The organism is Paucibacter sp. JuS9 (assembly GCF_044043925.2).
Lineage (GTDB): Bacteria > Pseudomonadota > Gammaproteobacteria > Burkholderiales > Burkholderiaceae_C > JAUASW01.
This window is the reverse complement of the sequence record NZ_CP194172.1, coordinates 1,382,969-1,402,909: the sequence shown is the minus strand read 5'-3', so window position 1 is coordinate 1,402,909 and position 19,941 is coordinate 1,382,969. Positions and strand designations below refer to the sequence as shown.

At 65.0% G+C, this 19,941-nt stretch carries 20 protein-coding genes and 2 tRNA genes; 5 read left to right on the top strand and 17 right to left on the bottom strand.

Going from position 1 to position 19,941, the window contains the following annotated elements; genetic code table 11:
• Positions 1–15: 15 nt before the first annotated feature.
• Genes ABT392_RS06270 through surE form a run of 3 tightly spaced genes read right to left on the bottom strand, consistent with a single transcriptional unit; the run spans position 16 to position 2,561 of the window.
• On the bottom strand, positions 16–924 hold the full coding sequence (locus ABT392_RS06270; RefSeq protein ID WP_395386295.1) for a peptidoglycan DD-metalloendopeptidase family protein: 909 nt from the start codon (positions 922–924) through the stop codon (positions 16–18).
• A 60-nt stretch (positions 925–984) separates the two neighbouring features.
• Positions 985–1,815, bottom strand: a complete 831-nt coding sequence (locus tag ABT392_RS06265) for a protein-L-isoaspartate(D-aspartate) O-methyltransferase (RefSeq protein WP_395386296.1) — start codon at positions 1,813–1,815, stop codon at positions 985–987.
• A complete protein-coding gene (gene surE, locus ABT392_RS06260) occupies positions 1,812–2,561 on the bottom strand; it encodes a 5'/3'-nucleotidase SurE (protein WP_395386297.1) in 750 nt (249 codons plus the stop codon). The genes ABT392_RS06265 and surE overlap by 4 nt, the downstream gene beginning before the upstream one ends.
• A 100-nt stretch (positions 2,562–2,661) precedes the next feature.
• Here surE and ABT392_RS06255 point away from each other — a divergent pair, with 100 nt between their 5' ends.
• Together ABT392_RS06255 and ABT392_RS06250 are read left to right on the top strand one after the other, a co-directional pair.
• Entirely contained in the window at positions 2,662–3,639 is a 978-nt protein-coding gene (locus tag ABT392_RS06255) for an NADPH:quinone oxidoreductase family protein (protein WP_395386298.1), read from the top strand.
• 68 nt (positions 3,640–3,707) lie between these two features.
• Entirely contained in the window at positions 3,708–4,451 is a 744-nt protein-coding gene (locus tag ABT392_RS06250) for a response regulator transcription factor (protein WP_334277083.1), read from the top strand.
• A 110-nt stretch (positions 4,452–4,561) separates the two neighbouring features.
• On the opposite strand, the gene ABT392_RS06245 is transcribed toward ABT392_RS06250, so the two are convergent.
• The 7 genes from ABT392_RS06245 to uvrC all read right to left on the bottom strand — a co-directional run bounded on the left by ABT392_RS06245 (position 4,562) and on the right by uvrC (position 10,720).
• Positions 4,562–4,637, bottom strand: a tRNA-His gene (locus ABT392_RS06245).
• 61 nt (positions 4,638–4,698) lie between these two features.
• On the bottom strand, positions 4,699–6,609 hold the full coding sequence (locus ABT392_RS06240) for a SurA N-terminal domain-containing protein (RefSeq protein ID WP_395386299.1): 1,911 nt from the start codon (positions 6,607–6,609) through the stop codon (positions 4,699–4,701).
• Positions 6,610–6,788: 179 nt separating this feature from the next.
• A tRNA-Val gene (locus ABT392_RS06235) sits at positions 6,789–6,864 on the bottom strand.
• Positions 6,865–6,880: 16 nt separating this feature from the next.
• On the bottom strand, positions 6,881–7,153 hold the full coding sequence (locus ABT392_RS06230; protein WP_282825557.1) for an HU family DNA-binding protein: 273 nt from the start codon (positions 7,151–7,153) through the stop codon (positions 6,881–6,883).
• Positions 7,154–7,363: 210 nt separating this feature from the next.
• The gene (gene pgsA / locus ABT392_RS06225) at positions 7,364–7,930 is read right to left on the bottom strand and encodes a CDP-diacylglycerol--glycerol-3-phosphate 3-phosphatidyltransferase (RefSeq protein ID WP_334277085.1); all 567 of its coding nucleotides are present in this window, start codon (positions 7,928–7,930) and stop codon (positions 7,364–7,366) included.
• A gap of 73 nt (positions 7,931–8,003) precedes the next feature.
• On the bottom strand, positions 8,004–8,582 hold the full coding sequence (locus ABT392_RS06220) for a hypothetical protein (protein ID WP_334277086.1): 579 nt from the start codon (positions 8,580–8,582) through the stop codon (positions 8,004–8,006).
• An 86-nt stretch (positions 8,583–8,668) separates the two neighbouring features.
• The gene (uvrC, locus tag ABT392_RS06215; protein WP_334277087.1) at positions 8,669–10,720 is read right to left on the bottom strand and encodes an excinuclease ABC subunit UvrC; all 2,052 of its coding nucleotides are present in this window, start codon (positions 10,718–10,720) and stop codon (positions 8,669–8,671) included.
• Between the two features lie 33 nt (positions 10,721–10,753).
• Between uvrC and earP the strand changes: the two genes are divergently transcribed.
• Both earP and efp read left to right on the top strand, forming a co-directional pair.
• Positions 10,754–11,797: an elongation factor P maturation arginine rhamnosyltransferase EarP gene (earP, locus tag ABT392_RS06210; RefSeq protein WP_395386300.1), complete on the top strand. Its 1,044-nt coding sequence runs from the start codon at positions 10,754–10,756 to the stop codon at positions 11,795–11,797.
• A 94-nt stretch (positions 11,798–11,891) separates the two neighbouring features.
• Positions 11,892–12,446: an elongation factor P gene (efp, locus tag ABT392_RS06205; RefSeq protein WP_334277089.1), complete on the top strand. Its 555-nt coding sequence runs from the start codon at positions 11,892–11,894 to the stop codon at positions 12,444–12,446.
• A 59-nt stretch (positions 12,447–12,505) separates the two neighbouring features.
• On the opposite strand, the gene ilvB is transcribed toward efp, so the two are convergent.
• Complete coding sequence (gene ilvB, locus ABT392_RS06200; RefSeq protein ID WP_395386301.1) at positions 12,506–14,272, bottom strand: biosynthetic-type acetolactate synthase large subunit; 1,767 nt, start codon at positions 14,270–14,272, stop codon at positions 12,506–12,508.
• Between the two features lie 111 nt (positions 14,273–14,383).
• Between ilvB and ABT392_RS06195 the strand changes: the two genes are divergently transcribed.
• A complete protein-coding gene (locus ABT392_RS06195) occupies positions 14,384–14,845 on the top strand; it encodes an Lrp/AsnC family transcriptional regulator (protein ID WP_334277091.1) in 462 nt (153 codons plus the stop codon).
• A 21-nt stretch (positions 14,846–14,866) separates the two neighbouring features.
• Here ABT392_RS06195 and ABT392_RS06190 read toward each other — a convergent pair whose 3' ends face one another.
• The 6 genes from ABT392_RS06190 to ABT392_RS06165 all read right to left on the bottom strand — a co-directional run bounded on the left by ABT392_RS06190 (position 14,867) and on the right by ABT392_RS06165 (position 19,842).
• Positions 14,867–15,721, bottom strand: coding sequence for a 2OG-Fe(II) oxygenase (locus ABT392_RS06190; RefSeq protein ID WP_395386302.1), 855 nt, complete (start codon positions 15,719–15,721; stop codon positions 14,867–14,869).
• 34 nt (positions 15,722–15,755) lie between these two features.
• Positions 15,756–16,550 carry a peroxide stress protein YaaA gene (yaaA, locus tag ABT392_RS06185; RefSeq protein ID WP_395386303.1) on the bottom strand — a complete coding sequence of 265 codons (795 nt, stop codon included), beginning with the start codon at positions 16,548–16,550 and terminating at the stop codon, positions 15,756–15,758.
• An 86-nt stretch (positions 16,551–16,636) separates the two neighbouring features.
• Positions 16,637–17,995: a TolC family outer membrane protein gene (locus ABT392_RS06180; RefSeq protein WP_334277094.1), complete on the bottom strand. Its 1,359-nt coding sequence runs from the start codon at positions 17,993–17,995 to the stop codon at positions 16,637–16,639.
• A gap of 64 nt (positions 17,996–18,059) precedes the next feature.
• Positions 18,060–18,401: a rhodanese-like domain-containing protein gene (locus tag ABT392_RS06175; RefSeq protein ID WP_395386304.1), complete on the bottom strand. Its 342-nt coding sequence runs from the start codon at positions 18,399–18,401 to the stop codon at positions 18,060–18,062.
• Positions 18,402–18,410: 9 nt separating this feature from the next.
• Positions 18,411–19,064 (bottom strand): protein-L-isoaspartate O-methyltransferase family protein, encoded by a 654-nt coding sequence (locus tag ABT392_RS06170; RefSeq protein WP_334277095.1) that lies wholly within the window; start codon positions 19,062–19,064, stop codon positions 18,411–18,413.
• Positions 19,065–19,116: 52 nt separating this feature from the next.
• On the bottom strand, positions 19,117–19,842 hold the full coding sequence (locus ABT392_RS06165; protein ID WP_334277096.1) for a TetR/AcrR family transcriptional regulator: 726 nt from the start codon (positions 19,840–19,842) through the stop codon (positions 19,117–19,119).
• Between the last annotated feature and the right edge of the window lie 99 nt (positions 19,843–19,941).

Sequence of the window (19,941 nt, the reverse complement as noted above, 5' to 3'; positions counted from 1 at the left end):
GCGCACTGCATGCTGCTAGCGAGCAGGCAGGAGCTTGGCCGGATCAATCGGCTTGCCCTGCTTGCGCAATTCGAAATGCAGCTTGACCTGGTCCGAATCGCTATTGCCCATCTCGGCAATTCTCTGGCCCTTTCGCACCACCTGGTCTTCCTTGACCAGCAGCGCCTGGTTGTGACCATACGCTGACAGGTAGTTGTTGACGTGTTTGATGATGATCATATTCCCGTAACCTCGGGCGCCAGAGCCTGCATACATGACTCGTCCATCGGCTGCAGCATAGACCGGATCGCCGGCTTTGCCACCAATATCCAGCCCCTTGTTACGCAAGTCGTCGAACTGGGAGATCACGCTGCCCGCAGCAGGCCAGCCCCAGCTCAGCTCGTCTTCGGTGGCAGCGGCAGCTCCAGCCAGGGCAGAGGCCGCTGACGCTGCCGGCTCGGCGGTTTGCGGCGCAGTGCCCGCTGGCGCTGGTTTGCCGTCGAGCGGACGGGTTTCAACCCGCGCGCTGGCAATGGGACGAGTGCTCGCCGCGCCCGGTGGCGCCGGATCCGCCCCCGGCGGCACCACTCGCAAGACCTGACCCACTTCGATGCGGTTGGGATTCTCCAGTCCGTTCCAACGCGCCAGATCACGCCAGTTCTGGCCAGTGTCCAGGGCAATGCGAATCAGGGCGTCGCCCGGCTTGACCGTGTAGTAGCCGGGCTTGCCTGCATTCTCGGCGCCAGGCTTGGGTGCTTCAGGGGCCGAGGCTGCATGGCTGGGAGCAGACGCAGTGACCGCGCTGGGGGCAGGCGTTGCCTGCGAGACCGGCCGGTCTTCCACGGGCGCACGGTGCGCAGTGGTCGAGCAGCCAGCGAGCAGCGCGATGCCCGAGGCCAGCAGGGCCGACAAGGCGGGGTTCAAGCGTTTCGTTTTCAGGTGCATGCGGTCTCAGCAAGGCTAGGTTTCACCGGACCATAACAACAATCGCTGCCGGGCCGACGCTTACATGACGCCCGATTTTAGGGGCACGAACTGCACCGCCTCCTGGGTGCTGCGGACGAAGTGGCTGCGGCCCTCTTCGACCACATGATCCACCACCACCAGCACCTGGCCTCGGCCGCCCGGCGCAGCCATCGGCGCCACCAGCCGACCGCCTGGCGCAAGCTGCGCCAGCCAGGCCGGTGGAATGTCCTCGCCCCCGGCTGCCGCAACGAGGCTGTCATAGGGTGCCAGCGGAGCGTGACCCAGGCGACCGTCGCCGTAGATCAGACGGATCTTGTTGCCACGCATGCTGGCCAAATTGAGCGCCGCCTTGTCATGCAAAGACTTCAGCCTTTCGATGGACACGACCTGGCGACCGAGCTCGGCCAGCACCGCTGCCTGGTAGCCACAGCCGGTGCCAATTTCGAGCACGCGACCCAGCTCGCCGCGCTGGCGCGCTCCCTGCCCCGCGAACAGCAGCTCGATCATGCGGCCGACGACGGAAGGCTTGGAGATGGTCTGGCCATGACCGATGGGCAGGCTGGTGTCTTCGTAGGCCTGGATCGCCAGCGCGGTATCGACGAACTGATGGCGTGGCACCTTTGCAAGGGCCTGCAGGACGCGTTCGTCTGACAGGCCTTCCTGCTTCAGGCGCTGCACCATGCGCTGGCGCACGCCGGCCGAATCGAGCCCCAGGCCGCTCGGCGCCGCCTGCCGCGCCGCATCGGCCGCGGCCATGTGCAGATGGCGCTGAGGCCGCAAGACCTCGCCGCGGCTGCTGGGTTTTGCGGGCTGCATCTTGTCTAGCGCCAGCGGGAAGCGCCGCGGCGTCTTGGGCGCGCTTTCGCTCATCCGTGCTCGCCCAGATGCGAGGCCCAGGCCGAGAGGCCGGCATGGTCGGTCAGGTCCACCTGCAAGGGCGTGATCGAGACCATGCCGTTGCTGGTGGCATGGAAGTCCGTGCCCTCGCCCGCCTCGCGCGCGTCGCCGGCCGGGCCAATCCAGTAGATCGGCTCGCCGCGCGGATTGCGCTGCTCGATCACGGGCTCACTGGCATGGCGACGGCCCAACCGCGTGACGCGCCAAGGCAGGCTCTTGGCATCAGCCCGGTTGGGAATGTTCACATTGAGCAGGAAGGGCCGCCCCAGGCCGTCAGCAATCACCTGCTCGACCAGGCGCCTGGCCATCTGGGCCGCAGCCTCGAGCTCGACCCAGCCCTTGTCGACCTGGGAAAAAGCAATCGACGGAATGCCGAACAGAAAGCCTTCGGTGGCCGCGGCGACGGTGCCGGAATACAGCGTGTCGTCGCCCATGTTCGCGCCGTTGTTGATGCCCGAGAGCACCAGGTCGGGCTTGTAGTCCAGCAGGCCGGTCAATGCCACGTGAACGCAGTCCGAAGGCGTGCCATTGACGTAGCGAAAACCGTTCTGCGCATGGAACACCGAAAGCGGGCGGCTCAGCGTCAGGGCGTTCGAGGTGCCGCTGGCGTTCTGCTCCGGCGCGATCACATCGATCTGACCCAATCCCTCGCAGGCGTTCACCAGCGCATGCAGCCCCGGGGCCAGGTATCCGTCGTCATTGGCAATCAAGATTCGCATGGCTTCATTGTAGGCAGCGCGTCACCTCCGCGACCGCTCGACTACCCGCGCCTCCCTATCATGCGGGCGATTGCGGACCACCTACCGAGGAGCAAGAGCGATGAAAGCCTGGCTGTGCGAGAACCCCGTCGGCGTTGCCGCCCTGCAATGGAAAGAACTGCCGTTGCCGGAGCCGGCTGCCGGCCAGATCCGCGTTGCGATCAAGGCGGCCAGCCTGAACTTCCCGGACCTGCTGATCATCGAGAACAAGTACCAGATGAAGCCGCCGCTGCCCTTTGTGCCCGGCACCGAGTTCGCTGGCGTGGTCGATGCAGTGGGCGAAGGCGTCAAGGGCTTCAAGCCGGGCGACGCAGTAGCGGCCTTTGCCGGCACTGGCGGCTTTGCCACCCATGCCTGCATTCCGGCTGCCCTGGCCATGCCACTGCCTGATGGCTTTGCCTTTGAAGATGCCGCCGCCTTCATCTGCACCTATGCCACCAGCCATCACGCGTTGATGGATCGGGCAGCACTGCAGGCCGGCGAGACCGTGCTGGTCCTCGGGGCGGCCGGCGGCGTGGGTACCGCTGCGATCCAGATTGCCAAGGCTGCCGGCGCCAAGGTGATTGCGGCGGCCAGTTCGGACGAGAAATGCCAGCGCTGTCTGGAGCTTGGTGCCGACGCCGCGATCAACTACGCGAGCAGCAAGCTGCGCGATGAGCTCAAGGTGCTGACCGAAGGCCGCGGCCCGGACGTGATTTACGACCCCGTGGGTGGCGACCTGGCCGAGCAGGCCTTCCGCTCGATCGCCTGGCGCGGCCGCTACCTTGTGGTGGGCTTCGCGCAAGGGCAGATTCCAGCCCTGCCCTTGAACCTCGCCCTGCTCAAGGGCGCTTCCCTGGTGGGGGTGTTCTGGGGCGAATTTGCCAAGCGCGAGCCGCGTCGCAATGCCGCCATGCTCGGTGAACTGGCGGGCTGGTATGCACGAGGCGTGATCAAGCCGGTGCTGGACCGCGTCCTGCCGATGGAAGAGCTGCCAGCCGCCTTTGAGCGGATGGCCACGCGCCAGGTGGTCGGTAAACTTGTGCTGCGCACCGCTTGACCTGCTTTCGCGGGGCATTGGCAGCACGCGTTGTGCGCTAGGATGCCCCGTGATCGGAACTCAAGCACATGGCCGTCAAAGTACTGATTGTTGAAGACAACCCGGTTGCCCGAAGCTTCCTGTGCAGAGTCGTGCGCGAGAGCTTCAGCGACGCCCTGGAAATCACCGAAGCAGGCGATCTGGAAGGTGCACGCCGCGCGGTCGCAAAGAATGCCAGCCTGGGCCATGACGGCGGCTTCAAGCTGGTGCTCGTGGACCTGGAACTGCCTGACGGCAACGGCATGGAGTTCCTGACCGAGCTGGCAGGCATGCCGGCGGTGAAGATCGTCACCACGCTCTATTCCGACGACGACCACCTCTTCCCGGCGCTGCAATGCGGTGCCGACGGCTACCTGCTGAAGGAAGACCGATTCGAAGTGCTCGTGGAAGAGCTGCAGCGCATCGTGCGTGGCCAGCCGCCGCTCTCGCCGGCCATCGCGCGCCGCCTGCTTTCTCACTTCCGGCCTGGCTCAACTGGGGACAGCGGCCCCATGGGCCTGAACTCCGGTTTCGGCCCACTCACCTTCAACGCGCCGCCGGCCAACAGCCGCTCGGTGGCGCTGGATCCGCCGCCCGAATGGGAGCGCCTGACGCCGCGCGAGAACGAAGTGCTGACCTATCTCAGCAAGGGCTTCACGATCAAGGAAATCGCAAACCTGATGGGCATCAAGTGGTTCACCGTCAACGACCACATCAAGTCGATCTACAAGAAGCTCAATGTGTCGAGCCGCGCCGAAGCTGCGGTGCTGGCAAGCAAGCAGGGGCTGGTCTGAACACAGGCCGCTGAAGTTGAAACTGAAGCCGCTTGATTCTTGAAGCAAGGATCCTGAAGCGCCAATGAAAAAGGCCGTTGCTTTCGCAACGGCCTTTTCTTTCTACTTCTTGGGGTGGCTGATGGGGCTCGAACCCACGACAACAGGAATCACAATCCTGGACTCTACCAACTGAGCTACAACCACCGCTGAGCCTCGCATTGTAGCGCGATATTTCCAGTGACTGGAGCAATCGCGCAAACAATTTTTACTTGGTCGCTGCCGAGGCCGCGACAGGGGCGCTGACCTTGACCTTCAACTCGGTCTTCAGATGGTTGTAGTAGGCCATCGCCTCTGCGTCCGACCAGGCACGGGCGTATTGCTCGGCGGCACGCTTGGCATCGACCACAGCCGGGTCTCGCGGCAGCAGCTTGCTCACGCGCGCCACCACATACACGCCCTCGCCGGCATCGATGCCGATATCAGCAGGCAGCTTGCTGGCGTCCGCACCCAGCACGCCGAGCACCACCTTGCGGCCCATCGTGCCCGGCTTGGCGCGCGAGATCACGGTGGCTTCGTCAAAGCCCTTGAGGTCGGCCGGATCCTTCTTCAGGGCTTCCAGGCGAGCCTTGCCGGCAGCCACCGCTTGCTCCTGCGCCAGCTTGCTGACCAGCAGCGCACGCGCTTGCTCGCGCACCTGGTCGAAGGACTGCAGGCGCGCCGGATTGTGCTGAACCACGCGAGCAGACACCATCTGGTTGGGCATCGGTTCGACGGACTCGGTATTGCGCTTGTTGCGCAGCGCCTCGTTGCCGAAGATCTCTTCGAGCAGCTTTTGCGAAGCCAGCACGCCGACCGCACCCGCCGCCGGCTTGCGCTGCACCGAAGCAGTCTGGATCGTCAGCTTGAACTTCTCGGCGGCCGGCTTCAGGCTGTCGGACTGCTCGTAGACAGTGTTGCGGAAGGCCTCGGACACCTCGGTGTAGCGCTTCTGGGCCAATTGCTTGAGCACGTCACCCTCGATTTCGGCACGCACCTGCTCGAAAGTCTTCTTGTCGCCACCGCGCTTGCCAGTCAGCTGGATCACGTGGAAGCCAAAGTCGGACTCGACCACGTCGCTGAACTCGCCCTGCTTCAGTGCAAAGGTAGCGTCTTCAAAAGGCTTGACCATGGCGCCACGGCCGAAGAAGTCGAGGTCGCCGCCATTGGCTGCCGAGCCCTCGTCCTGCGAATTCTTGCGAGCCAAATCAGCGAACGTTGCCGGGGCCTTGCGGGCCTGGGCCAGCAGCTCCTCGGCGCGGGCTTTGGCCTTAGCGCGGTCAGCGGGCGACGCCGACTTGTCGGCCTTGATCAGGATGTGGCTGGCGCGACGCTCTTCGGCCACGGAGAAGCGCGACTGGTTGTCGTCGTAGTACTTGCGCAGGTCTTCGTCGCTGGCCTTGACGCCCTTCATCAGCTGCTCGAGGTCCAACACCAGGTATTCGATGTCGGCGCTTTCCGGCAACTGGAAGCGGGCCGCATTGGCAGGGTCCTTGTAGAAGGCCTCGATCTCGGCGTCGGTGGGCTTCAGGTTCGCTGCGAAGTCCTTGGCGTCAAAACGCTGGAACTGCACCTCGCGCTGCTGCAGCAGCGCGTCGAACGCCAGCGTCGCATTGCCCTGGCTGGCCACACCGGTGGCGCCCACACCCTGCATCACCTGGCGCAGCGACATGTCCTGGCGCAGACGCTGCATGAAGCCCTCGACGCTCATGCCCTGAGCCGCCAGCATGGCGCGATTGACCGAGCCATTGGGATTGCGCAGGAAGGCCAGCTGCGGGTCGGCGACGAAAGCGGCCTGCAGCTTCTCGTCGGTGACCGTCAGGTGCTGCTGCTGCTGGGCAGCACGCAGCACGCGCTCGCGAATCAGGTTGTCCAGCGTCGCCTGGCGAGCCTCGGCCGTGTCGAATTCCTTCAGATCCACATTGGGCATCTGGGCACGCAGACGATCGGTCTGGTTGCGGTGGGCCGCATCGAACTCGGCACGGGAGATCTTCTGGCCGTCCACCGTGGCCACGCCGGCATTGCTACCGTCCATGAAGCTGCTGTAGCTCTGCACACCGAAAAAGACAAAGGAGGGCAGGATCAGCAGCGTCAGGAGAGCCTGGAGAACCTTGGTGTGCTTGCGAACGAAATCGAACATCGAATTACCTCTGATTGGCCCTGGGGCCATCGGGTGCAGGAAGCGAGGAACAGAGCGGAAGGACGGCGGCAGGCGATTCAATCACCGACCGCAGACATGACAAAGGCGAACCGTGGTTCGCCTTTGACTGCGCTGCCATTGTAGCCATGCCCGGAATACAGCTGGCGGGGTGCAATGAATGGTGGGTGCTAACGGGCTCGAACCGCTGACATCTTCCGTGTAAGGGAAGCGCTCTACCAACTGAGCTAAGCACCCTTCATCGCGAAACGTTTCAGTTGACTGCGTCCTTCAGTGCCTTGCCCGGACGGAACTTGGGAACCTTGGCCGACTTGATCTTGATCGTGTCGCCGGTGCGCGGGTTGCGGCCCGAACGAGCGGCGCGCTTGGTCACGCTGAAGGTGCCGAAGCCCACCAGGGAAACGCTGCCGTTCTTCTTCAGCGTGGTCTTCACGCCACCGATCAGTGCCTCGAGTGCACGCCCAGCAGCCGCCTTGGAAATGTCGGCCTGCTTGGCGATGTGCTCGATCAATTCGGACTTGTTCACGAAGTTACCCCCTCAAAAGGATGCGCAAAATGCACGACAGCATGTCTGGTCCGCGCGCCGGCCCAGCCGATGAAGATGACAAGCAAGGCGATGCGCGGGGAGACGGATTCTATGCGCATTCATGCGCCATTCTGAGCAGGTAAAAGTCCTGATACAAAGGGACGCCGAGGCCGGTGGCGCCAACGGTAATTTCGCGCACTTCAGCGCGGCTCAACGCACTTTCGCGCGAATCTCGGGCAAGGCCTTCTGCAGGTAATAAACCATCGACCAGATGGTCAGCACCACAGCCGCCCAGATCAGCCAGGTACCGACCGACTGAGTGTCGATCATTCCGAACAGCTGCCCGTGGAAAAGCAGGAAGGGAATCGCCACCATCTGCACCGTGGTCTTGAGCTTGCCCACCATGTGGACGGCCACACTGCGCGATGCACCAATCTGAGCCATCCATTCGCGCAAGGCAGAAATGGCGATCTCGCGGCCGATGATGACCAGGGCCACGATGGCAGGCACCCGATGCATCTCGAGCAGGACCAGCAGCGAGGCGCAGACCAGGAACTTGTCGGCCACTGGGTCCAGGAAGGCACCGAAGGACGAGGTCTGGTTGAGCTTGCGGGCTAGGTAGCCGTCGAGCCAGTCGGTCAGGGCGACCGCCACGAACAGCACCGTGGCAAGCAGGTTCTGCATGTCTGCACTGATCTGCAGATGGAACACGCCGACGATCAGCGGGATCGCAACGATCCGGGCCCAGGTGAACAGGGTTGGCAGCGTGAAGAACATGGGCGGCATTGTGCCCAAGATCGGTGCGCCAAGCGGCCCGATACAGCCCTTCTCTTCCTGGGTGTGGCGTAAATCAGAAATCCAGCGTGCGCGGCTTGAAGCGTCGCTCATCGTTGAACAAGAAGGTTTCGCTGAACTTCCAGGGCCTGGACAGGTGCCCCACCTCGCCAAACGGTGCTGCCCGATGCAACGCGTCGATGGCCATCTGCACGGTGTCCAGCGCCTGGCCGGGCCGGCGGATCACGTCGATCCTCTTGATGCTGCCGTCGCGGTTCAGTTCGACCTCCAGCACCGGGATGGCCAGCAGCACCGGCGGCGAAGCGCCGGCATACACCTTGTCCGGGTTGGCCGCCATGAGGCGATGGGCAGCATGGCGCCGCAATTCATCGTGGTTGCGGGAGAACGCGGGCGGCGGCAGCTTCACGCCTGCCGCGACCCCGGGCGCAGCCGGTGGAGCGGCTGGAGGTGTGGGCCGGGCTTGCGTGGGCGCAGCGGGCTGGGCCACCGGGGCTGGTGGTGGCGTCTGCGCTTGTGGCGCGGGTCGGTGCCTTTGCGACGAGCAGCCTGCCAGCAGCACAAGCAGCAGGGCAGCGCCACGCAAGGGCCAGTTCGCCAAAGGGGTCAGGTCTTGTCTGGGGTCAGTGCAGGACACGGTAGATCTCCTCGGCCAACTCTCTTGCTCTGTACTTCAGTGCAGCACGCGGTAGATTTCTTCGGCCAATTCGCGTGCTCTGCACCTCAGTGCAGCACGCGGTAGATTTCTTCGGCCAATTCGCGTGATACGCCTTTGACCGTGGTCAGCTCCTCAACGCTCGCACCCGCCACGCCACGCACGCCGCCAAAACGCTGCAGCAACTGCGCCCGCTTCTTCGGGCCGACGCCGGCAACATCTTCCAGCCGGCTGCCGCCCGTGCGTATCGCTGCGCGTTTGGCGCGCATGCCGGTGATGGCGAAGCGATGAGCCTCGTCCCGGATCTGCGCCACCAGCATCAGGGCTGCCGAATCGCGACCAAGATAGACCTTCTCGCGGCCGTCGGCAAACACGAGCTCTTCCAGGCCGACCTTGCGGCCCTCGCCCTTCTCGACACCCACGATCAGGCCCAGGTCCAGGCCCAGCTCTTCAAACACTTCGCGGGCCATCGAGACCTGGCCCTTGCCGCCGTCCACCAGCACCAGGTCCGGCAGGCGCGCCGTTCCCAGCTGGGCCCCTTCGGCGAGCTTGCTGTAGCGGCGCGTCAGCACCTGGCGCATGGCGGCATAGTCGTCTCCGCCGGTGATGCCTTCGATGTTGTAGCGGCGGTACTGGCCGCTCTGCATCTGATGGCCTTCAAACACCACGCAGGAGGCCATCGTCGCCTCGCCGGCCGTGTGGCTGATGTCGAAGCATTCGATGCGGAACTTGTCTATCTCAGCCACGTTCAAGTCCAAGGCCTCGAGCAGCGCTCGCGTGCGGGCCTGCTGCGAGCCTTCCTCGGACAGCAAGCGCGCCAGAGAAAGCTCGGCCCCCTTGACACACATCTCCTGCCAGATGCGCCGCTGGCCACGCGGTTGGGCCTGGGTGTTGACGCGGTAGCCGGCTTGCATCGACAAGGCGTCGGTCAATGCCGAGTCAACCGCATCGCTGACCACGATCAGCGAAGGTACGTGGGCATCCAGGTAGTGCTGAGCCATGAAGGCCTCCAGCACCTGCTGCTCCACGCTGCGCGGCGCAGCAACACCACCCGCACCTTCCTCTTCTTCATGATCAGCCAGCGCCACCGCCGCGCCATCGTCCACATGCTTGGGAAAGTAGGCCCGGTCGCCCAGGTGACGGCCGCCACGCACCATGGCGAGGTTCACGCAGGCGCGACCGCCCTGCACCTTCACGGCGAGGATGTCCACGTCTCGGTCGCGGCCGCTCGCACTGTTCTCATCCACCGCCTGCTGCTGCAGGACCTTGGCCAGCGACTGGATCTGGTTGCGCACCTCGGCCGCCTGCTCGTACTGCAAGGCCTCGGCATGCGCCATCATCAGCGCCTGCAGGCCATCCATCACCTCCTGCGTCTCGCCCAGCAGAAATCGTTCCGCATTGCGCACGTCGCGTGCGTATTCATCGTCAGTGCACGCCTTCACGCAGGGCCCGGTGCAGCGGCGGATCTGGTACAGCAGGCAGGGCCGGCTGCGGTTGTTGAACACCGTGTCTTCGCAGGTGCGCAGCTTGAAGACCTTCTGGATCAGCTGGATCGATTCCTTGACCGCCCAGGCACTCGGGAATGGCCCGAAATAGCGATGCCTCTTGTCGACCGAGCCACGGTAGTAGCTGACCCGCGGATAGGCATGGCCGCTGAGCTTCAGGTACGGGTAGCTCTTGTCGTCGCGAAAAAGGATGTTGAAGCGCGGGTTCAGCGCCTTGATCAGGTTGTTCTCGAGCAGCAGCGCCTCGGATTCGGTGCGCACCACCGTCGTTTCCATCCGCGCGATGCGCGCAATCATCATGCCGATGCGCGTCCCGCCGTGGTCCTTCTGGAAATAGCTGGAGACACGCTTGCGCAGGCTCTTGGCCTTGCCGACGTAAAGCACCTGGTCCTGTGCATCAAAGTAGCGATAGACGCCGGGCAGCAGTGGCAGCGAGGCCACCTCGGCCAGCAGCTTCTCGCGCACCAGCAAGGCGGCCTTCTCGACCTCGGCCACGCGCAGCTTCTCGGCTGCCTCGACAGCCGCCCGCTCCGCGGCCCACTCGGCCTGCACCTGGGCACCCAGCGCGGCCTCGCTGCCGTCGTCCTGGCCTGCTTGATCATCGATCTCTGACATGGACGGGATTGTGCCGTGACCATAATCGCGGCCATGCACTGGGATCTGTTCTGTCGTGTGATCGACAACTACGGCGATATCGGCGTCTGCTGGCGCCTGGCGCGCGAGCTGGCTGCGCGCGGCCAGGAGGTCCGCCTGTGGCTCGATGACGCAAGCGCGCTGGCCTGGATGGCCGGCGGGCCGCCGCCGTCCGGACTCACCGTCCGGGCCTGGGGCGAAGCAGCGAATGAGCCGGTAGTGGGTGACGTGGTGATAGAGAGCTTCGGCTGCGATCTGCCGCCGGGCTTTGTCGCCCGCATGGCCGCGCGCCAGCCGGCGCCCCGCTGGATCAATCTCGAGTACCTCAGCGCCGAGTCGTACGTGGAGCGCAGCCATCGCCTGCACTCGCCACAGTTCAGCGGGCCGGGCGCTGGCTTGAGCAAGCAGTTCTTCTACCCCGGCTTTACCGCTCGCACCGGTGGCCTGCTGCGCGAGCCCAGCCTGGCGGCCGAGCAGGCTGCGTTTGATGCGCCGCCCTGGTTGGCAACGCTCGGTATCGAGCGTCGGCCCGGCGAGCGTGTGCTGAGCCTGTTCGCCTACCGACTCGCGCCCGAGCTGCTGCCACTGCTGGCCGACCAGCCCACGCTGATCCTGGCCTGCCCCGGCGCAGTTCAATCGCAACTGGCAGAACTGACGCTGCCCGAAGGCTTGCGTTGGCAGGCCCTGCCGTTCCTGAGCCAGCCCGCATTCGACCGGCTGCTCTGGGCCAGCGACTTCAACCTGGTGCGTGGTGAAGACTCCTTTGTGCGCGCCCAGTGGGCGGGCAAGCCCTTCGTCTGGCAGATCTATCCGCAGGACGACGGCGCCCATGGACCGAAGCTGGAGGCATTTCTCGACCTCTACCTGGGCAGCGAGAGCAGCCAGTTCGCCACCTGCACGCGCCAGCTCTGGCGTGCCTGGAACGGGTTGGCGGCCTGGCCGAACGCACTGCCCGACGCTGCGATGGCCAGGGCCCACGCCCTGAAATGGCGGCAGGAATTGGCCTTGCAGCCCGATCTGGCCAGCCAGCTGCTGAGCTTCGTGGCCGAATCAGGCTAAAATCGCCGGCTTTGCCGCGCCGTGGGGAGACTTTGGCGCGCGCTGCGAAGCGTTCCAACAACGCTCCCAACACCGTCCCAACATCGGAACCCCTATGAAGATCGCTCAAGAAATTCGCGCCGGCAATGTGATCATGCACGGCAACGCCCCCATGGTCGTGCTGAAGACCGAATACAGCCGCGGTGGCCGCAACGCCGCCACCGTTCGCATGAAGCTCAAGAGCCTGCTGAACAGCTCGGGCACCGAAGTCGTCTTCAAGGCCGACGACAAGATGGACCAGATCATTCTGGAAAAGAAGGAATGCACCTACACCTACTTCGCTGACCCGATGTATGTGTTCATGGACACCGAGTACAACCAGTTCGAAGTCGAAGCCGAGAACATGGGCGACGCGATTTCCTATCTGGAAGACGCGATGCCTGTGGAAGTGGTGTTCTACGACGGCAAGGCCATCTCGGTCGAACTGCCCACCTCGCTGGTGCGTGAAGTGACCTGGACCGAGCCGGCCGTCAAGGGCGACACCTCGGGCAAGGTGCTCAAGCCCGCAAAGATCTCCACCGGCTTCGAAATCCCGGTGCCGATCTTCGTGGCCCAAGGCGACAAGATCGAAATCGACACCCGCACGCACGAGTACCGCAAGCGCGTGTAATCAGCGCTGCTGCAGATGCAAGAAAGGCACCCTCGGGTGCCTTTTTCATTTCTGCCCGCTCACTCGGCGTAGCGCCGATCCTTGCTCAGCCAGATTTCGTTGTGGGCCGCGCCGGCCGGCATCATCGGGAAGCAGTTCTCCTCCGGGGCCACCGCCACATCGAGGAAGAACGGCCCGGCATGCGCCAGGCACTCGACCAGTGCCTCGTCGAGCGCTTCGCGCCGCTCGACCCGCCTCGCTGCCCAGCCGAAGGCCCTGGCCAAGGCCACGAAGTCGGGCAAGGCCTCGGTATAGCTGTGGCTGTAGCGGGCGCCGTGGATCAACTGCTGCCATTGCCGCACCATGCCCATGCGGGCGTTGTTGCACAGCACCAGCTTGACCGGCGTGCGGTGCTGAACCGCTGTCGAGAGCTCCTGGATGTTCATCAGCACCGAGGCATCGCCGCTGACGCAGACCACGAGGTCGTCCGGGTTGGCGATCTGCGCGCCGATGGCGGCGGGCAAGCCATAGCCCATGGTCCCGGCCCCGCCCGAACTCAGCCAGCGGCCCGGCCGGCGTGGCGGCAGGTACTGGGCCGCCCACATCTGATGCTGGCCGACGTCGGTCGCGACGATGGCATCGCGCCCCTGCAGCGCTGCGGCCAGGCGCCTCATCAAGGCCTGCGGCAGGATCTGCTTCTTGCTGTTGACGAAGTCCAGGCAGCGCTGATCACGCCAGCGCTGAATCTGCTGCCACCAGGGCTTCAGGTCGGCATCGCTGCCGCGCCAGCCGCGCTCCAGGGCCAGCAGGCTGACGGCGCAATCACCCAGCAGTGCAACGTCGGCCGTGCGTACCTTGTGGATCGAGCGCGGATCGACGTCGAGATGGATGATCTTCGCGTTCGGGCAGAAGGCATCGAGCCGACCGGTCACGCGGTCATCGAAGCGCGCGCCGACACAGACGATCAGGTCAGCCGCATGCATGGCCAGGTTCGCCTCCAAGGTGCCGTGCATGCCCAGCATGCCGAGGAACTGCGGGTCCTCAGAGTCGAAAGCACCCAGGCCGAGCAGCGTCAAGGTGCAAGGCGCCCCACTGGCCCGCACCAGGCGGCCGAAGCTGTCGCAGGCCTGCATACCGGAGTTGATCAGGCCACCACCACCATAGAACACCGGGCGGCGCGCCTGTGCCAGCAAGGCCAGGGCCTCGGCCACGGGCTCCGGGGCCGGTTGCGTCAGCTGGGGTTTGGCCAAAGGTTCCGGGCGCTTCCATTGCCGCAGCAGGCCCAGCTGCACGTCTTTCGGAAAGTCCAGCAGCACCGGCCCGGGACGACCACCCAAGGCCAGCTCACAGGCCGCGCGCAACTGCAGGACCACCGCATTGGGGTCCCGCAGTTGAGCGCAATGCTTGGTCACCGGCTTGGCCAGACCCAAGGCGTCGCATTCCTGGAAGGCGTCTGTACCGATCACGGCCGTCGAGACCTGGCCACTGATGCACAGCAGCGGCACCGAATCGCACTTGGCGTCGAGCAGGCCGGTCACGGTATTGCTCATGCCGGGCCCGGAGGTCACGAAGACGACGCCCAGGCGCCCGGTGCTGCGGGCATAGCCTTCGGCCGCATGGACCGCCGCCTGTTCGTGCCGCACCAGCACATGGCGCAGCCGCGGCTCGGCATGCAGGGCGTCATAGAGTGGCAGCACCGCACCACCGGGATAGCCGAACACGGTGTCGACACCAAGGGCCAGCAGCCCGGCCACCAGTGCTTCGGCGCCATTGCGGGGGCCAACCGTTTCAGTCCGTGGGCGGCGGACGACGGGCGCCGCGGCGAAGGAATCAGGTGCTTGGGTCAAGAAATCTTGCATGCCGGCACTGTGCCCGCAATGCCACGGAAAAGGCTGCTGAATTTGCCGCTTTATCACCAAATCGCAGCAAATCCTCCTTCAGACATAGAATTCATCAGCATGAAACTGGACAGATTCGATCTCGACATCCTGCATGCACTGCAGGAAGATGCCCGCATCAGCCTCAACGAACTGTCCGGCAAGGTCGGCCTGACCAGTTCACCCTGCTGGGCCCGCATCAAGCGGATGGAAGAAGCCGGCGTGATCGAGGGCTATTCGGTGCGTGTGAATGCAGCCTCGGTGGGGCTGGCCGACACGGTGATCGTCCAGGTCACGCTGGACAGCCATTCGGACGAAGCGCTGTTCGAATTCGGCCGCGCACTGGAGCAGATTCCGGAAGTGATGGAGGCCTTCCTGGTCTCGGGCGACTACGACTACTACGTGCGGATTGCGGTGGCTGACACCCGAGACTACGAGCGCCTGCTGCGCGAACGGCTCTACAAGATCCCCGGCATCCGCCACAGCAAGAGCAGCTTCGTGCTGCGGGCCTTGAAGCAAAGCTTGCTGCCGCTGCGCCGTTGATGCCCAGCGCGGCCTGCCGGCTCAGTCGAACACACCTTCGCGCAACCACTTGGTCGCCACCCACTTCTCGCCAGCCACCACTGGCGAGCCTCCGTGCAGGGTGCGCGTCGTCGCATGCGGTCGGTCGTAGCTGAAGAACACGGCATTGCCCTTGACCGGCAACACCTCCAGCCCGATGTCCGGAAAGATGGTCGACCCGCCGCGTTCCGGGGTGTTGAGGTACATCACCACCGTGCCGACCCGCTGGCCACCGCGCTTCAAGATGGTGGCGGTGCTGGCGTGCTGCGGATCGAAATAGTCGTAATGAGGCAGGTATTCGGCACCCGGCTTGTAGCGCAGGACCTGCAGGCCTTCCCCGTTCTCCAGCGGCCAATGCAGAAGCTTGGCCAGGCGCGTTTCAATGCGGCGGCACAGCTCGGTCTCGCCGCGGTCGAAGAACATGCCATCGCTGGTGCGGGCGGAGTTGACCTCGCTGCCGTCCTGGGTCAGTGTGACCGTCTCGGAGCGCGACAAACGGCTCTCGGACTGCGCCACCATCGCATCGCATTCGTCATCCGACAACAGGCCGCCGAATACGACCACGCGCGGATGCTTCATCGCGACCAGCACCTCGACCTCGCGGTCGCCTGCCCATAGCTTGTTGGGCATGCCTTCGAGGGCCGGCTCGGGCACTGGCACGCCGCGCGGCAGGCTCGGGTCCTGGTCGGGCGTCAGACCGAGCGACTTCTTCAGCGTCTCTTCCAGCGCGCGGATGCTGACCGGGTCTTCCCAGCCGCTGTTGCGCATCGAGGCCAGTGTCTGCTCAGGGCTGACGCCTGCCTCGGCCTGTTCAAGGATCCAGCGGCGCAGCTCGGGGGTGATGACTTGGATGCTCATGATGGGTGCAAATTCTGCCTCGAACTTGCACCACTCAGCCCGCAGTCAGATCAACACGTCGACGGAACAGCAGGCGGTCCGCACTGGAGGCCTTGCTGTCCAGGCGGTAGCCCTCGACAGCGAAGTCCTTCAGGCCCTCTGGCCGGTCGATGCGCTGCTCGATGGCATAGCGCGCCATCAGGCCGCGGGCACGCTTGGCGAAGAAGCTGATCACCTTGTAGCGGTCGCCCTTCCAGTCTTCGAACTGGCAGTCGATGACGCGCGGCTTCAAGGCCTTGCGGTCAGCGGCCTTGAAGTACTCCTGCGAGGCGAGGTTGACGATCACCGGCACCGTCTCCGCCGTGGCACGCTTGTTCAGGTGCAGGGCAAGCTGGTCACCCCAGAAGGCATAGAGGCTGCCGCCTTGGCGGTTCGCGAGCCGCGTGCCCATCTCCAGACGGTAGGGCTGCATCAGGTCCAACGGCCTCAAGACGCCATAGAGGCCGGAGAGGATGGCCAGATGCTGCTGGGCCCACTGCAGATGTTCGACGCCGAGGCTCGCCGCTTGCAGGCCCTCGTAGACGTCGCCATTGAAGGCCAGCACCGCCGGCTTGCTGTTGCTGGCCGTGAAGCGCGGCCGCCAGGCCTTGTAGCGCTTCACGTTGAGCAGCGACAGCGCCTCTGAGAGTTCCATCATCTCCGACACATCGGCCACGCTGCATTGGCGCAGCAGCTCGATCAGCTCCAGCGATTGTGCGACGAACTGCGGCCGGGTGGCCAGGGCTGCCACTTCAGGCGGCACGGGAGTTTCATAGTCCAGCGACTTGGCCGGCGAAAGCAGGTAGAGCATGGGGCGATTGTCTCTTTGGAGAGGGCGATGAAAAACGCCGGCCACCCCTGCGGGCGGCCGGCGTTGCGGCAAGGGTCAGCCGGGGCTTACTTGACCAGCAGCTGGTTGATGGCCGTGACGTCTTCCGGGCGCAGTTGGCCGGCGGCCTGGCGCAGACGCAGGCTGGTCACCAGCGTGTCGTAGCGGGCCTTGGCAAGGTCGCTTTGCGTTGTGTACAGCAGCGTCTGGGCGTTGAGCACGTCGAGGTTGACGCGCACACCGACGCGGTAGCCGACCTGGGTCGATTCCAGCGCCAGCTTGCTGGAGGCCTCGGCCGCTTCCAGAGCCTTCACCTGGGCCGTCAGCGATTGCACGCCCAGGAAGCCACGGCGGGTGTTCTCGTTGACCAGGCGACGAACGTACTCGAGGTCATTGCGCGACTTCTCTTCCAGCTTCATCGCCTCCAGCACGCGGTTCTGGACGGCGCCACCGGTATAGAGCGGATAGTTGATGCTGACGCCGATGCTGGCACTCTTGGAGGTGCCCGAACCGGCGGCCGCGGCGGCTGCGCCGTTCAAGCTCGTGTGCAGATTCGACAGGCCCACCGAGCCGCTCATGTCGACCGTCACGCCATCGGCGGCGCGGGCCTTCTTGGTTTCAAGCTGGGCCACCTGCAGGCCCAGGCGGGCCTTGCGCACGCTGGGGTTCTGCTCATCGGCCTGCGCCACCCAGGGGTCGAGCGTCAGCGGCAGCACGGCCGGCAGGGCCACCGGCTGTGCCAGCGGCTTGGGCTCCAAAGAAGGACGGCCGACGATCTGCTCCAGGGCCACGCGCTTGACGCGCAGGTCGTTCTCGGCGGCGATCTCTTGCGCGACCGAACGGTCATAGCGGGCTTGCGCTTCGCGGGTGTCGGTGATGGTGGAGGTACCGACTTCGAAATTGCGCTTGGCCGAGGCCAGTTGCTCGGCGATGCCGGTCTTGTTGGCTCGGGTGCTGTTCAGCACGTCCTGCGCAGCCAGCACGTCGAAATAGGCCTGCGCCACGCGCACGATCAGGTCCTGCTCGGCGGTCTCGAGGTCGGCCTTGGCCACATCGAGGCTGCGCAGCGACTGCTCGATGCTCAGTGCGTTGCCGCGGTTGTAGAGCGAATAGCTGCCCTTCACGCCGGCCGTGGTCGTCACCGTGGTCAAGCCGTTGCCGGACGGTGCCTCGCTGCGCGCCAGCGTGGAGCCGCCACCCAAGCCGACCGTGGGCTTGGCCAGCGCACCGACCTGGGCGGCACGGTACTCGGCCGATTCCGCCAGGGCACGGGCAGAGAGGAAAGTCGCGTCATAGGCGCGGGCCGCGTCGTAGAGCTCCTGCAGGCTCTGCGCCTGGGCGCCAGCGCTGGCAAAGACGCCCATGGCAATGGCAGCGGCCAGGCGGCTGTAGCGTTGACGCAGGACGGGAGCGCGGTGGTCAGACATGGGTTTCCTTTTCGCGACGATGACGCGGTTCTTGTTTCCGGATGACAGCGGTGGATCGGTGCATTCAGTATCGGGGCATGGCGGGATCAACCGCCAGCGACCACGCTTCGATGCCACCGGCGAGGTTATAGACCGACTGCAGGCCCTGGCGCCGCAAAAATGCGACGACCTGCAAACTTCTGACGCCGTGATGGCAATAACAAACGACAGGATGCAGGGGATCGAGCTCGCCAAAGCGCGCCGTCACCTCGCCCATGGGCATGTGCAGACTGGGCCCGCTCGGGCCGTCGATGCGGCAATGCTCGCGCTCCCAGGCCTCGCGAACGTCGAGCAACATCGGCGGCGTTCCGGCAGGGTTCTGCAGCAAGGCTTGCAGGTCCACTGCCGAAAGTTGCAACTCAGCCATTCCCGGTGATCAGAACTGGAAAGCGGACTTGTCGGCAAAGCCGGCCAGGCGCGGCGCGACGGTGTCGAACAGCTCGCGACGGCTGAATTCGCCGGCCGATTGGCGGGTGAAGAGCGTGGCCTGCATCACCGGGCCCGAGCCCACGATGGCCAGCAGGCGGCCACCCGCCGCCAATTGGTCCAGCAGCGCCTGCGGCACCTCGGCCACCGAGCCGCTCAGGAGGATGACGTCAAACGGCGCGTCGCCGACTGCGCCCTGCGAGCCCGCGGCTTCGCGAACGACAACGTTCGACAGGCCGGCGCGCTTGAGCTTTTGCGCGGCCTGGGCAGCCAGGGTCGGGTCTTGCTCCAGCGTGATCAGCTGCCTGGCCTGGTGCGCAATCAGGGCGCTGAGGTAGGCAGCGCCAGTGCCGATTTCCAGCACCTTGTCCTGGCGCTTGAGCTTGAGCTCCTGCAGCAGGCGCGCCTCGACGCGGGGTGCCAGCATCTGGCGGCCACCACCGAGCGGCAGCTCGGTGTCCATGAAGGCCATCGCGCGGTAGCCCTCGGGCACGAAGTCCTCGCGCTTGACCTGGCCCAGCAGCTGCAGCACGCCCGCATCCAGCACGTCCCAGGGGCGGATCTGCTGCTCGATCATGTTGAAACGTGCCTGTTCGATGTCCATGTCAAAGAGTCCTTAGCGAGCCGGTTCGGGCAAAAAAGCGGAATGGCGGATTCTATTTCGGCCGCCGGGTGCCTGGGGGTGTCGAAAGCGGTGGTGCCTCCTGCAGTTGCGCGGGCGCCAACAAGCCGCCCAGCATGAGGTCGAGTTGCAGGTCCAGCACGCGCCGCGCGTCCAGGTCGGGGTCATGCAGCATGCAGGCGCCGAAGGAATGCTGTTGCAGGGTCAGGTGCAGCATCGGCGCAATCAGCACATGGACAGCGTCGTCCACCAAGACCCGGCGAAACTCGCCGCTGGCCATGCCGCGCTCCAGCAGGCCGGCGAGCAGCCGATGCGTCGGCGCGATCACCTCATCCACATAGAACTGGGCCAGCTCCGGGAAATTGCGCGCCTCGGCCGTCATGATCTTGCTGATGCCACCGGCCGGCCCGAGGCCGATGCGCTGCCACCATTCATGCATCACCTGGCGCAGCAGCTCGGCCATCGCACCCTGGTGCTGGGCCAGCATCTGCTGGCCATCGGCAATATGACTGGCCAGGGTTTCCCGAACCACGGCCTTGAACAGTTCTTCCTTGCTCGGGTAGTAGAGGTAGAGCGTGCCCTTGGAGACACCGGCCCGGGCCGCCACTTCTTCAGAACGTGTGGCCGCAAATCCCTTTTCCACGAACAGGGCCAATGCAGCAGCCAGCAACTCCTGCGGGCGCGCCTCCTTGCGGCGCTGGCGCTGCGGGGCAGCGGCGACGGCCGGACGGGCTGACGGAGCGTTGGGTACGGCTGGCATGGTCTGTACTGACTGACTGGTCAGTAATATAAGGGCTGACTCCGGCCCAATCAAGGCGCAGCCGGCCCCGCGGCTATCATCCCGCCCTCTCAAAACAAG

Excerpts from the sequence above, each read along its gene's own strand:
- ABT392_RS06240 (WP_395386299.1), bottom strand. The coding sequence starts at position 6,609 with ATGTTCGATTTCGTTCGCAAGCACACCAAGGTTCTCCAGGCTCTCCTG.
- ABT392_RS06165 (WP_334277096.1), bottom strand. The coding sequence starts at position 19,842 with ATGCCAGCCGTACCCAACGCTCCGTCAGCCCGTCCGGCCGTCGCCGCT.
- surE (WP_395386297.1), bottom strand. The coding sequence starts at position 2,561 with ATGCGAATCTTGATTGCCAATGACGACGGATACCTGGCCCCGGGGCTG.
- ABT392_RS06270 (WP_395386295.1), bottom strand. The coding sequence starts at position 924 with ATGCACCTGAAAACGAAACGCTTGAACCCCGCCTTGTCGGCCCTGCTG.
- pgsA (WP_334277085.1), bottom strand. The coding sequence starts at position 7,930 with ATGTTCTTCACGCTGCCAACCCTGTTCACCTGGGCCCGGATCGTTGCG.
- ABT392_RS06180 (WP_334277094.1), bottom strand. The coding sequence starts at position 17,995 with ATGTCTGACCACCGCGCTCCCGTCCTGCGTCAACGCTACAGCCGCCTG.
- ABT392_RS06190 (WP_395386302.1), bottom strand. The coding sequence starts at position 15,721 with ATGAGCATCCAAGTCATCACCCCCGAGCTGCGCCGCTGGATCCTTGAA.
- earP (WP_395386300.1), top strand. The coding sequence starts at position 10,754 with ATGCACTGGGATCTGTTCTGTCGTGTGATCGACAACTACGGCGATATC.
- yaaA (WP_395386303.1), bottom strand. The coding sequence starts at position 16,550 with ATGCTCTACCTGCTTTCGCCGGCCAAGTCGCTGGACTATGAAACTCCC.
- ABT392_RS06265 (WP_395386296.1), bottom strand. The coding sequence starts at position 1,815 with ATGAGCGAAAGCGCGCCCAAGACGCCGCGGCGCTTCCCGCTGGCGCTA.
- efp (WP_334277089.1), top strand. The coding sequence starts at position 11,892 with ATGAAGATCGCTCAAGAAATTCGCGCCGGCAATGTGATCATGCACGGC.
- ABT392_RS06175 (WP_395386304.1), bottom strand. The coding sequence starts at position 18,401 with ATGGCTGAGTTGCAACTTTCGGCAGTGGACCTGCAAGCCTTGCTGCAG.
- ABT392_RS06170 (WP_334277095.1), bottom strand. The coding sequence starts at position 19,064 with ATGGACATCGAACAGGCACGTTTCAACATGATCGAGCAGCAGATCCGC.
- ABT392_RS06255 (WP_395386298.1), top strand. The coding sequence starts at position 2,662 with ATGAAAGCCTGGCTGTGCGAGAACCCCGTCGGCGTTGCCGCCCTGCAA.
- uvrC (WP_334277087.1), bottom strand. The coding sequence starts at position 10,720 with ATGTCAGAGATCGATGATCAAGCAGGCCAGGACGACGGCAGCGAGGCC.
- ABT392_RS06250 (WP_334277083.1), top strand. The coding sequence starts at position 3,708 with ATGGCCGTCAAAGTACTGATTGTTGAAGACAACCCGGTTGCCCGAAGC.
- ABT392_RS06195 (WP_334277091.1), top strand. The coding sequence starts at position 14,384 with ATGAAACTGGACAGATTCGATCTCGACATCCTGCATGCACTGCAGGAA.